10 protein-coding genes are annotated in these 12,764 nt (G+C 53.2%); 9 read left to right on the forward strand and 1 reads right to left on the reverse strand.

What is annotated here, in order from left to right; genetic code table 11:
- Positions 1 to 123: 123 nt before the first annotated feature.
- The 7 genes from M4I36_RS06035 to M4I36_RS06065 all read left to right on the forward strand — a co-directional run bounded on the left by M4I36_RS06035 (position 124) and on the right by M4I36_RS06065 (position 8,437).
- Complete coding sequence (locus M4I36_RS06035; protein WP_258110831.1) at positions 124 to 693, forward strand: hypothetical protein; 570 nt, start codon at positions 124 to 126, stop codon at positions 691 to 693.
- Between the two features lie 405 nt (positions 694 to 1,098).
- Positions 1,099 to 2,322: a threonine synthase gene (locus M4I36_RS06040; RefSeq protein ID WP_258110881.1), complete on the forward strand. Its 1,224-nt coding sequence runs from the start codon at positions 1,099 to 1,101 to the stop codon at positions 2,320 to 2,322.
- Positions 2,323 to 2,530: 208 nt separating this feature from the next.
- A complete protein-coding gene (locus tag M4I36_RS06045) occupies positions 2,531 to 3,700 on the forward strand; it encodes a substrate-binding domain-containing protein (protein ID WP_258110832.1) in 1,170 nt (389 codons plus the stop codon).
- Positions 3,697 to 4,731, forward strand: coding sequence for an extracellular solute-binding protein (locus M4I36_RS06050; RefSeq protein WP_258110833.1), 1,035 nt, complete (start codon positions 3,697 to 3,699; stop codon positions 4,729 to 4,731). The genes M4I36_RS06045 and M4I36_RS06050 overlap by 4 nt, the downstream gene beginning before the upstream one ends.
- Before the next feature lie 5 nt (positions 4,732 to 4,736).
- Positions 4,737 to 5,534 carry an ABC transporter permease gene (locus M4I36_RS06055; RefSeq protein ID WP_258110882.1) on the forward strand — a complete coding sequence of 266 codons (798 nt, stop codon included), beginning with the start codon at positions 4,737 to 4,739 and terminating at the stop codon, positions 5,532 to 5,534.
- Positions 5,515 to 6,549 carry an ABC transporter ATP-binding protein gene (locus M4I36_RS06060; RefSeq protein WP_258110834.1) on the forward strand — a complete coding sequence of 345 codons (1,035 nt, stop codon included), beginning with the start codon at positions 5,515 to 5,517 and terminating at the stop codon, positions 6,547 to 6,549. Before M4I36_RS06055 ends, M4I36_RS06060 begins: the two co-directional genes overlap by 20 nt.
- A 157-nt stretch (positions 6,550 to 6,706) precedes the next feature.
- Complete coding sequence (locus tag M4I36_RS06065) at positions 6,707 to 8,437, forward strand: class I adenylate-forming enzyme family protein (RefSeq protein ID WP_258110835.1); 1,731 nt, start codon at positions 6,707 to 6,709, stop codon at positions 8,435 to 8,437.
- Positions 8,438 to 8,568: 131 nt separating this feature from the next.
- On the opposite strand, the gene M4I36_RS06070 is transcribed toward M4I36_RS06065, so the two are convergent.
- A complete protein-coding gene (locus M4I36_RS06070; RefSeq protein ID WP_258110836.1) occupies positions 8,569 to 9,402 on the reverse strand; it encodes a C40 family peptidase in 834 nt (277 codons plus the stop codon).
- 369 nt (positions 9,403 to 9,771) lie between these two features.
- On the opposite strand from M4I36_RS06070, the gene M4I36_RS06075 reads away from it, so the two are divergent.
- Entirely contained in the window at positions 9,772 to 11,316 is a 1,545-nt protein-coding gene (locus M4I36_RS06075; RefSeq protein WP_258110837.1) for a mechanosensitive ion channel, read from the forward strand.
- Positions 11,317 to 11,510: 194 nt separating this feature from the next.
- On the forward strand, positions 11,511 to 12,728 hold the full coding sequence (locus tag M4I36_RS06080; protein ID WP_258110838.1) for a cysteine desulfurase-like protein: 1,218 nt from the start codon (positions 11,511 to 11,513) through the stop codon (positions 12,726 to 12,728).
- Positions 12,729 to 12,764 lie beyond the last annotated feature (36 nt).

The following is a 12,764-nucleotide window of genomic DNA, read 5'->3' on the forward strand; positions in this document are numbered from 1 at the left end:
GACGCGAAATGGTCAAATGCGAAATGGTGCGATTGAATGAGGAAATGAGAGAAAAACGTACTTTTCCTGAGAGAGGATATCACGGAGGAAGTGGTTGGACGAAATTCCTCCCGGTCCGCGAGGTTGACACGGCCAAACTTGGATATGCAGTGGCTGTCGAAGAAAGCATCCGTCGCAAAGTCGCGCTGGCAGTCGGTCATAAAGCCTCTCTTTACGCGCGATGACGATCTCGATGACGCAGACGATAGTCAGGCATCATCACCCATCGGCAAAGTTCCTAGTCCACCGATATCTGCATCGGAAAGTACTCCCTTGGCATCGTCGGCGGGGACTCGAACACCACTAACGACCGCTTCGACGGTGCACGTGGATGGTGGCGGAGAGCGAAAGGCTGTCACCAAAGAAGATTTGATCGCTTATTTGCGGAGTATCGAAATCTTGGATGAGCATGGGGAACTGGCTAGACTCCAAAAAGAGCGAATGGGATTACTAAACCGAGTGGATTTGCGTGAACAGGAAATACGTCAATTGGAGAAACAGAAGGCGTATTTAGAACAGCAATGTCAGGAGATGCAGCGCGATTTAGACACGCTGGTGAATGCTATGCAGATTGCGAAGCGCCGCACCGTATCTGGGGAACATGTAGTCGACGCTACGTTGAATCAAGCAGCCTCAGATTCCACCGCACCATAGGCGTGGTCGTTGTTGAGGGACTTGTCGAAAACGTTACGCGAGTGGTGAGCTAGATGAATGCGCGGTGTTGCAGAATGGGCGCACGGAGGACCGTGCGCCTTCACGTTGCATACAAAACAAAGATGGACTCATGAACCGTATAGATTGGTGATCGTCGACGTATTTTGCTGTGAAAGAGGAATTTCACTCTGTTGTGGTGAAGTCCCCTAGAAGAGACGGAAGGCTTTTCGACTCCGCCTTGAGACGTTGCAGCGGTCGAGAAAGCCGAATTCACTGCTTTCTGAGGGTCTCTCAAAGGTGCCACAGGTGAGCCCGCTGTGATTCCTTTTGGACACCTTCACACGGTGCAGTCACGGTCAAAGGGACACACGAGGAATGCATACCAAATTCTATGGGGGCGGAATGATGTCTTTTTATAGTTGTATTGCGGGAATGCGTTGCGCAAAATGTCAAAAGGAAGAGCCTGTGCAATATGGCCAGACGACGTGTGAATGTGGCGGTCCACTGATGGTGCAATACGATTTAGAACGGGCTAAATCACAGGTTACTGTGTCTGACCTTATTCATCGCACTCAGACCATATGGCGGTACCATGAACTACTGCCGATTCTCCAAGTGGACCACGTGGTGTCCCTTCACGAACCGATGACTCCCCTCATTGCTGTTCCCGAATACGGCCGCAAAATTGGCTTGCCCTCTCTCTTGGTAAAAGACGAGGGTGTTTTGCCTTCTGGTACGTTCAAAGCGCGTGGAGCAGCGGTTGGTATGTCTAAAGTGAAAGAGATGGGACTCAAGCATGTAGCCATCGCAACGAATGGAAATGCCGGAGCCGCATGGGCACTCTACGGGGCTCGGGCGGGGGTTGCCGTCACCGTGGCTACGCCGACCAATGCTCCCATCACTGCCCGCAAAGAGTGTGTCATTTCTGGTGCGGACCTGTTCACGTTGGATGGAACCATCGGTGATGCGGGCGTTCTGATGGAGCGCATGTCTCAGCAAAATGATTGGTATCATGTCTCTACCTTGCATGAGCCGTATCGACTGGAAGGCAAAAAGACTATGGGTTACGAAATTGCCGAGCAATTCGGCTGGTCTGTTCCGGATGTCTTAGCCTTTCCTACGGGCGGGGGTATCGGCATTATCGCGATTTATAAAGCACTAGCAGAAATGCGGGAAATGGGTTGGATTGGCGATAAATTACCGCGCATCGCTCTGATCCAATCTTCCGGATGCGCACCGTTGGTACGAGCGTTTGAAAAAGGTGTCAAATCGAGTGCAGGGTGGGAAGATGCGGATACGATTGCGTTCGGAATGCGGGTTCCCAATCCATCGGGTGACTTTCTCATCCTCGATATCGTGGAGCAGTCTGGTGGAATCGCGATTGCAGTCGATGACTCCGATATTATGGAGACGCGTCGGCAGGTCGCCGAGCTTGAGGGTTTGCACGTTTGCCCAGAGGGAGCAGCGGCTTTGGAAGGAGTGCGTCAACTTCGCGAGAGTGGTTGGATTCGCGCCGAGGAGCGAGTCTTGGTCATGAATACCGGGTCAGGACTTAAGTACATCGACCAGATTGAAGGCGCCGGACAGCTGGTAGAGCCTTCCACGATGAAACTCTCTGTTGGGCGTTAGTTCTCTTCAGGAGATAGAGCGATTGGGGCACGTTTGGGGAGGAAGTTGAAGATTCGAAGACCATACCGGAGACACGGTCCCGTCTAGGGCGTGTCTCCTATTTTCTGTTCACTTGCCTGGATGAGATATCTTGAAAGCAAAGTATAGTATCCACAGAGAAAGTATAGTATTCTGTGCAAAGAGGAATCTGGGGGATGGAGTGTGGACAGTGGAGACTGGGAGGGCGCTACAAAATCAAGTTGCGAAATATCGTCAGTTCGCGAATTGGTCTCAGGCGTTCGTTGCCGACCGCATTGGCGTTACTCGCCAAACAGTGCGTCTGATTGAATCGGGCAAGATGATTCCAAGTACGCTCGTTGCGTTGCGCTTAGCACAGTTGTTCCATGTGTCGGTAGAAGATCTGTTTGCGGAAGACACGGTGTCTTCCGAGCAGTTGGTGGATGTTTGGCCGGACGATGCAGTCGTGCAAGGGCATCGAGTGGTGGTCGCGGACATTGGTGGTCGGCGCATTGTACGGCGAGCCGTTGGGACCGAGGTTTACCCCATTCCCGCCGCACCTTATGTCGGCACCTTAAAGCACAGCGTAGACAAAAATAAAGGAATCGTGAGCGGCGGCATGGGACCAGGTCCCGAACCATCGTTTTTGTTGGCGGGCTGTGACCTTGGTTTAGGACTGTTGTCCAGCCACTTAAGCAAACCTGCTGGTCGCGCCGCCGTCAATGCCGTCTGGCTTGCGACCGATAACGAGAGGGCCCGCCGACAATTGTTCGCCCACGCAGTCCATGTTGCAGCTGTCCATGTGGCGGATGATGCCGCAACAGACGGGGGCGATGAGCGAGCGAGTGGCAGTGGTGAACGATACCACTCTCGCGCGAGTGACGACGGCGCTTTTGGTGCTTTGGAAGTCATGCGCATCCAGTTTGCTCGGTGGCAGGTTGGGTGGCTTGTGCAACCAGGAAATCCACAAGGTTTTGGGGGAGTGGAAGACTTGGCGCATCAGCGACTGCGACTTGTGAATCGACCGAAAGGGTCTGGTGTCCGAAAATTGCTCGACCATCTTCTTGCAGAGGCTGGCATCTCTCAGAATGAGGTCAGTCAGTATGAATTCTGCGTCGGAGGGCATCGGCAAGTCGCTGAGGCGATTGCCAGTGGTCTCGCACATGTGGGCATCGGCAGCGAAACGGCCGCCGCGATGCTCGGTCTGGACTTTTTGCCTTTGCGAACCGAGCGAAGCGAGTTGTGGATCCCGCTGTCGCAGCGGGATCACCCGATGACAGACCGATTGATGCAGGTGTTGCACTCGGATACCTTTCGCAAAGATTTGGAATCGTATGGGCCTTGTGATGTTCAAAAAATGGGGTGGAGGTTGGAGAAGTGAAAATCCGCAAAAACATCGTGACCTACGGTACGGCGATACTCATGGCAACGGCCTTGTCGGGATGTGGGACAGTCCATTCGCCGTCATCGGCCAGCGACGCCAATGCGGGCGGTGGGGGCGCTGCTTCAGGGTCAACGGCGCTGAATCGTGAGGCGAATGTGGCCTATGCCGGGTCGCTTGAATTGGTCAATAACCAATTTCTCGGTCCTCAGTTCTCAAAGCAGACAGGAATTCACTATGAAGGTCGAGGCGGCGGTGCTTTCGGCATGGCTCATTTGATTGCAAGCGGAGAGATTCACCCCAATGTCTTCGAGAGCATCGGAACGGCGCCATTGACGAAGATGGGAACAAAAGTTCCGAAATGGGCGATTGGTTTTGCAAGCTCCCCGCTGGTCGTGGCCTATTCTCCGTCCAGTCCGTATGCGGCAGAGTTTCGCCAGATTGCAGAGGGCCACAAGCCACTCCGCGACCTGTTTATGTTGATGGAGAAGCCCGGGTTTCATTTGGGGCGAACCAATCCGAACACGGACCCTCAGGGTCAGTCGTTCGTGCTCATGGTCAAGCTGGCGCAGCGGCAGTTGCATCTACCTTCGGGAACTGCGGCGAAAATTCTCGGACAGGTCGACAATTCTAGCCAAATTTACTCAGAAGAGGGGATTTTGTCGCGGTTACAAGCCGGTCAGTTGGATGCAACCAGTGCCTATCTTCCGGAGGCCATTCAACACCATCTCCCCTACATTTCTTTGCCGAGTTCCATGAATATGGGCAATCCGGAAGACGCCTCGACGTACGCGTCTGTTCAAATGCGTTTGTCGAACGGATCGACCGTGCATGGTCAACCGATTGAAGTCTACGTCACCACCGTTCCAGGGGCTGAGGACGAGAACGCGGGGACACGCTTTGTATCGTTTTTGCTGTCTGACAAGGGGCGTTCAATTTTTGTCAAAAACGGCTTCCAGTGGACGAAGTTTATCGTCTGGAAATCAAAGAGTGCAATTCCTTCTGCCCTTCAAAAGGAAATTGCAGGTTGAGTTCGATGCGCCGTCGCAATCCAGCAAATATCGGTACCGTGGGTCTCGCTCTCGTGGCTAGTCTGTGTATTGCGTTTCTCTTGCTTCCTCTTATAGCGTTGCTTCTTCATGTATCTTTTGTAGATGTATGGAAGCAGTGGGCGGAAAGTGGTGAACAGCCGCTGTGGACTTCTTTGTGGACGTCGTTCGTCAGCATGGCGGTCATCGTTCTTTTTGGGACTCCACTCGGATGGTTGCTCGCTAGGCGTCAGACTAAACCTTGGAAAATAACGGAGTTAGTCTTGCTCGTTCCCTTGTTGATGCCTCCGCTGGTCATTGGTCTGCTGCTGGTCTACTTCTATGGACCGTATGGTCCGATTGGCAGTGTGCTCGGGCACTTTGGAGTCTCCGCATCGAACAGCAGCTTAGCGGTCATTCTGGCACAGTTGTATGAGTCTGTTCCGTACTATGTGTTTGCCGCCCAGGCGGCTTTTCGACAGGTCGATCAACGATTGGAACGCACGTCTCTGTCGCTCGGGGTGGGGCCGTGGAAAACCTTTCAGAGAATCACGCTGCCGCTGGCGTGGCCGGGGTTGACGGTTGGCTTTGCGATGTCCTTTGCGCGAGCTATCGGCGCTTTTGGCGCTGTCATTGTGGTCGCCTATCATCCGTACACTTTGCCAGTCAGCATTTGGATAGCACTTCAAGAACAAGGCCTCCCGGCCGCATTGCCGCTGGCGCTGCTGTTGTTGCTCGTTGGGTTGCCATTACCTATTTTTGTTTTTTTAGGGAGGCGTCAGGCGCGTGCTGGAGTTTCATTGTAAGTGGAACAGGGGTACGTTTCACCTGAATGTTGAGTTGAGCGTGCCGACAGGGAGTATCTGTGCTTTGTTTGGACCATCAGCGGCCGGGAAAACCACGATTCTGAAGGCGATGGCAGGATTTTTGCCGGATTGTCCGGACGCGAGTCTACAAGTCGATGGAGAATGGTTGATGAAAAGAACGGCCGGACGCGGTTTGTTTGTTCCAGCTTGGAAGCGGCGGCTGATGTACGTCGAACAAGGCGCACAGCTCTTTCCACACTTGACGGTAGCACAGAATATCTTTTACGGCACACCCGACCTGGACAACTCCCATAAGGCTTCGTGGATGGACCCTTGGTTGGAGGAATTCGGGCTGCGACCTTACTTGCACCGACTACCACGGGAACTGTCTGGCGGTCTTGTGCAACGCGCCGTGATTGCGCGAGCCATTGCTAATCGGCCGCGGGTGTTGCTGCTCGATGAGCCGTTTTCGGCATTGGACGAAGAATTGCGCCGTGTGCTCCAAGACGCGGTTCTGCATGTGCAACGCGAACTCTGCTGCACGGTCCTTCTGGTTACGCACCAACTGACAGAAGCACAACGGATGGCGGATACCATCTGCATGATCGTTGATGGCGAGACAGTTCAAATTGGGAAACCGGAAGAGTTGATGAACGAACCCCGCACGTTCCAAAATGCCCAACTACTTGGATATACTCATTTGCTGCGCGATAGCGCAGGCCGCCGCTTTGCCTTTCATCCGAGTCGCGTGATATTTGGAGAACATCCCCATTTGGGACCAGTTCAAGAAGGGATGGTTCTTGGTCAGTTTCCGCATCAGGGAGAGCGACGGGTGAGGGTTCAGTTGGCGGATGGCGGTGAGATTGTGGAGCTCTCCACGTCGATTGCAGAGGATATCCAGGTTGGACAGAGCGTCCGATTTACTGCCGTGCGGCCCCCCTATTTCCGGCCAGATGGGCTTTCTGTCTCTTTGGACCATGAGCCATGGAAAGGCAGTCGGGAGGCGAGCGTGTAGAGTTTCATGGTCATGACTCTCGAATGCAATCTCTAGCAGGTATCAGGCGATGAAAGATAGAATCAACATAGAGATGTGGATGTGTCCGCGAGGACGACTTCGCGCGGAGCGCACGCAGCAGAAAGAGACAAGCCAGCCATCAATGGGGGGATGGAAAATGCTAAGTGTGCAAGAACGGCGCCGACAGTTGGAGTCGCAGTATCCGCAATGGCCGCGGCGCACGATTGCGAGTCACTTTTTCGCGCAAGCAGAGAAGTTCGCAGACCAACCGCTGCTCATCACGGAGGACCGCACGAGTACATATGAACAGGTTATGGAAGAGTCGCGGCGCTTGGCCAGGGCTCTTCTGGCGCTTGGCGTCCGGCGCCGCGATAAAATCGCGGTCCTGATGGCGAATGAGCCAGAGTTTATCTTTTTGATGATTGCCGTTTCTATGGTCGGAGGAGTCGTTATCCCTATCAACACCATGCTCCGTGCCGATGAACTATCGTACGTGTTGCAGCAGTCGGATACAAACATTCTTGTCATGAGCGAACGGATTGGACGGCTGCATCACGCCGCAGCGGTGGCGGACCTGCTGTCTGCAGGCGAAACCAAGCTACCCCAATTGCGACAGGTGATTTGCATTCCTGACCGTGCGCACAATGACGAGAATGAAGAGGTCTGTCGGGACGCTGGATTTCTCGCTTGGTCTGACTTTTTAGATGGAGCCGAGAGGGTCACGGACGACGAGGTCTACGCTCGCTGGAAGGACTCCGAATACCCCGATGAAGTAGCGTTTATCATCTATACATCGGGATCGACCGGAGTGCCCAAAGGCGTTCAGCTGACGTCTGACATGTTTCTTCGTTGCGCCTATTCCACGTGTTTGAGCCGGGCTTTTGAGCTCGGGCGACGTATCTACTGTCCGCTCCCGCTATACCACGTATTTGCGATGGAAGAAGGGTTGCTGGCAGCGTCGTTTGTAGGCGGAAGTCTCGTCATTGGCCGTGAATTTACGCCGCGCATCGCGCTCGAACTGATGTCGACGCACGAAGCCACGGACATGATTTGCGTCCCGTCGATGCTCGTCGCCTTGGTCAATCATCCGCAGGTGACCGACTATTCTCTGCAATCGCTGACCGCTTTGATGTGCGCCGCAGCACCTGCGCCAGTGCCGGTGTGGAAGCGCGCTGTGGACCTCTTCGGACTGACTGAGATTTGTACGGGTTATGGCGGTACGGAAGTGACGGCCTCCACGATGCACACGGAAGTTGGCGACTCGCTAGAAGTCGTGGTCTCTCGCGTTGGGCGCATCAAGCCGGGTGGAGTGTCCGGTCTTGCTGAGTACGGAGGGGCCAATGTGCAGTACAAAGTGGTGGATCCGGTTTCTGGCGCCGACCTTCCTTCTGGCACCATGGGTGAACTGTCGGTTCGCGGCAATGTGGTCACGCGTGGCTATTATAAGAAACCGGAGGAGACATCGGCGGTCTTGGACGGCGATGGTTGGCTGCGGACGGGTGACTTGGGTCGGATGGATGAGTTTGGCTACTTTGAATTCTTAGGTCGCAGTAAAGATTTGTATAAAGTTTCAGGGGAGAATGTCGCGCCCAAAGAAGTGGAGGAAACTATTTCAAAGCATCCGGCGGTGAGTCAAGTTTACATTGTGGGGGTTCCGGATGGATTGACGACAGAAGCCGGGGCAGCGTTCATTGAACTGCGTCCTGGAGGAGCTTGCACGCGGTCTGACATTTTAGCTTGGTGTCACGAACGGGTTGCTCGATTTAAAATACCGCGGTACATCTGGTTTGTCGAAGCGAGTGACTGGCCCATGACGGGTACTGGGAAAATTCAGAAGTTCCGATTGCAAGAGATGGCGCGAGAGCGCATCGGGAAGCAGAAAGACTGACACTCGCGTGGCCAAGTTGTGGCTCTCCTGCTTCGTTTCGCGCACAGCCGGTGCGTTTCGAAAGGAACCTGAGTCGAGACGTACCGGCTGTGACCGTTCCTCATGCGACAGAAGTCGTCATGTTGTGAGCGCTAAAAATCTTGGCGTGCTCCGGCATAGCGTATGCGATACCAAGGGTCCTGAAGAATGTTTGGAATGATCATCACACCCCAATTGTGTACCGAGGAAGACTCTAAGGCGCTTCCATTGCCAATATACATGGCGACATGCGTAATCATATTGCCAGTCGGAGTATTGTAAGTATCTCGGAAAAAGAGCAAATCGCCGGGCTTTAGTTGAGAGAGTGGGACGGGGCGTCCAACATGAAATTGCTCATTGGCGGTCCGAGGGAGATGGATGCCATGCACGCTGAAGATGTATTGCGTGAATCCAGAGCAGTCGAATCCTGTCTTGGGAGTATTGCCGCCCCAGGTGTAGTGAAGTCCCATGTACGATTCGCCAGTTCGTATGATAGCCTCGGCGATACGAGATGCGGCCAGAGGTACGTGATAGGCCGTATTCCGCACGCGCGGTTCGCTTACTGTCCAGGTCTTCTTCCGCGTCAAGGCGCGTTTTTTCGCTACCCACTTCGAATGCTTCACGATTTTGCGTGGCACCGAGTGCTTCGTGGTTTTGGAGGCATGCAGTTCGTGGTCGTGGAATCGTTGTGGCAAAGGAATCCTTAAACGTTGCCCAATTTGCAAAAGTCGAGGATTCGTTACGGAAGGGTTGTCCTTCAAAAGAAGTGTCTCGGATGTGTGAAATTTGAGGGAGATTCCGTAGATGGTATTGCCAGCTTCGACGGTGTAAACGATGTCCTTTGCTGGACCAGCAGTTCGATTGGCGGCGAGTGCAGTTTGCGGGAAGGCGGCAACTAGGCAGCCTGCGACGGCAGCGGCAGTCAATCCTTGCATCCATTTACGCAAAAAATAGTACTCCTTTCAGGTGAGAAGCGACACAATGAACGAGAGACTGAGTGCATTCTAGCAAATGGAACCAAATTCGACAAAGACAATCTAGTTATTAGTTTTACACATTGATAGAATAGAATTTTCTAGAAAATATACGAATGCCTGTCGCTTGCCTTGGTACTTCCACACAACAGGACATAGGATTGCGCAGATTTTAGGCCAAAACGACGAAAAGAGGCGGGTAAAACTGGAGTTCAGTTTGCTCATGGGCTAGACTGAAGATATAGTATCCATTCGCTACTGTGTCCAACGAAGCGAACAAAGGTAACGAGGTGATTTAGAGCAGGGGTTATCCATGCAAAATTTCATGGAGGAGGAGTTCAAATGTCATCGTCTTTTTTGCAAGCATGGCAAATGATAGTCCATTATCTTCCGAAGTTGGCGGCTGGAGTCATTGTCTTACTGGTCGGATGGCTACTTGCAGCATTGATTGCGCGCGGTATTCAAGCGGCAGTCGCACGGAGCGGACTCGGTCGGCATATGGCAAAATGGCTCGGCGAAAACGAAGCTCAATCTGTAGCGATTGAACGGCGCTTTGGCCGAGTCTCGTATTACATTTTACTGCTTTTGGTGCTGGTGGGTACGTTTCAAGCATTGGGTCTATTGTTGGTCAGTCAACCACTTAATCAGTTTGTGACGACTATCTTTAGCTATATGCCGAGAATTCTAGGCGCCGCAACCTTGCTGCTCGCGGCATATTTACTCGCTAATCTGACTCGATTCCTGGTTCGTAAGAGTCTCAATATTGCTAGCTTTGGAAAGCGAGTAGAAGCCCGTGCCGACCTAAGCCAAGATGGCAAGCCGACACTGGTCAATACGATTGCGGAGACGGCCCACTGGCTGGTCTATCTCTTGTTTATCCCTGGAATTGTCGGCGCTCTGAACATTCCTGGTCTGCTCGGTCCATTCAGTTCCATGAGTAAAGTTGTCGTCAGCTATCTTCCGCACCTCTTGGGAGCTGCTCTCATTTTGGTGGTGGGCTGGTTTCTTGCTCGTATCATTCAGCGTATCTTGAGTAACTTGTTGAAAACGGTAGGAGCAGATGCACTGGGTCAGCGAGTGGGTCTCAACAAGGTTATGAGTGAGCAATTGTCTACGGTTATCGGGCTCGTGGTTTATGTTCTGATTCTCATCCCTGTGCTCATCGCTGTGTTGAACGCTTTGCAATTGCCGTATGTAACGGAACCAGCCAGTCATATGTTGAACATTACCTTGACGGCGCTGCCTCACATTTTTGCCGCATTTCTGGTCATCCTCTTTTCCTGGTTTGTCGGCAGGGCATTGGCGCGCTTGGCTGAGAAATTACTCTCTGCCATCGGATTCAACCGTTTGTTCGTTCATCTTGGTTTGCCTTCTCAATCAGACTCTCCGAGCGAGAGACCTACTGCCATCGTCGGCTGGCTGGTGTTGGTTGCAGTGCTGACGTTTGCTACTCTGGAAGCGTTGCAGCTACTCGGTTTCACATTTCTTGCAGGGTTGGTCAGCAGATTCCTCGTCTTCGGCGCTCACATTCTCTTTGGTCTTGTTATCATCGGGATTGGATTGGCTGTGGCCAATTGGATGGCGCGTGTTGTCCGCCAGTCGCAAAACAGTCAGTCGGGCCTTTTGGCGTTAGTTGCGCGCGTAGCGATTATCGGCTTTGGTTTTGCCATCGGGTTGCAGCAGATGGGCGTAGCGAATGACATTATTAATCTTGCGTTTGGATTGATTCTTGGTGCGGTTGCGGTGGCCGCAGCCATCGCGTTTGGCATCGGTGGTCGCGACGTTGCGGGGCAAGTTGTTCATGACTTGGCAAAGCGTGCCCGAGGAGAGGCTGGCAATAGACACTCGGACGGCCAAGCTGAAACGAGTGCGAATGAAGAAGGTTAACACGGATATGAGTCGGCCGGGCGTGATTCGCCCGGCCTTATTTTGGTTTGATCGCACATCGACGGACAGAAGCACGATATGATATTGAAAAGGTTGCACATAGATTTAAGTATCGTGAGTGGGACTGAACTTCATAAAACGTCGTAAGTCGCAGAGCGCGAAGGGCCATGTTGCTCTAGAAGGGGTGCGGATTTATGTGGAATGTTGAGGCCATCAGAAAACAATTTCCAGCGTTGACACGAGAGTATGGAGGTCGCCAGGCAGCATATTTTGACGGGCCAGGCGGCTCTCAGGTTGTGCAGTCTTGTATTGACGCTATGTCCGCGTACATGATTCGTGGTGGCGCAAACCTGCACGGGGTGTTTCCATCCAGTGTCGAGACTGAAGAAGTCATTTTACATGCACGCAAACGTGCCGCCGCTTTTTTGGGGGCAGAGCCGAATGAGATTGCATTTGGGGCCAATATGACCACTTTGAACTTCGCGATTTCGCGGGCGCTCTCCAGAGATTGGACGGATGCAGACAACATCGTTGTGACGGAGTTAGACCACCGAGCCAATGTCGACCCGTGGATTTCTGCTGCTAAAGACAAGGGAGCGAGCATTCGTTTTTTACAGGTCGACCCAGAAACCTTGACGCTGCGACTGGACGAGATGGAACAGGTCATCACAGAAGGGACAAAGTTGGTTGCGATTGGTCTTGCATCAAACGCGGTGGGCACGGTGAACGACGTTCGGCGGGTGGCGGATGTAGCCCATCGATTTGGAGCGACGGTTGCGGTTGATGCGGTACATGCAGCGCCCCATATCTCTGTGCAACGGGATGAACTGGGTGCGGACATTTTGCTGTGCTCTGCTTACAAGTTTTTTGGGCCACATCTGGGTATTGCGGCGATTCGTTCAGCGCTGTTTGAGCGACTTGAGACCTATCGCTTGCTCCCGGCCCCTGATGGTTGTCCGGATAAGTTAGAGACAGGCACGCAGAACCATGAGGGACTGGCGGGGCTGTCGGGTGCTATCGACTTTATCGCCAGACTAGGACATGGCGAGACACTGCGGGAACAGCTTCAAACGGCGATGGCGGCTATTGAAGCGGAGGAGGAGGCGTTGGCGCAAAGGCTTCGCGACGGGCTCGAAAGTATGGCTGGAGTTCATCTTTATACGGCTCCAGCTTCCGTCCGCAAAACACCTACAGTCGCTTTTAATGTTGATGGTATGTCGCCGCGTAACGTTTGTAAAGCAGTCCTAGAGACGGCGAGCGTTTTCGTCGCAGACGGCGATTTTTATGCCACCACGTTAGTTCGAAAATTAGGAGTCTTGGAGACCGGCGGCCTGGTACGGGCCGGTCTTGCGCCGTACAGCACTGTCGCAGAAGTCGACCGTCTTCTGCAAGCCGTGGAACGTTTAGGGTAAGTTTATATCGGCGTTTCGGCGGTCGAGCGTTGGTTG

Origin of the sequence: Alicyclobacillus sp. SP_1, from assembly GCF_024706985.1 — a bacterium.
Lineage (GTDB): Bacteria > Bacillota > Bacilli > Alicyclobacillales > Alicyclobacillaceae > Alicyclobacillus_I.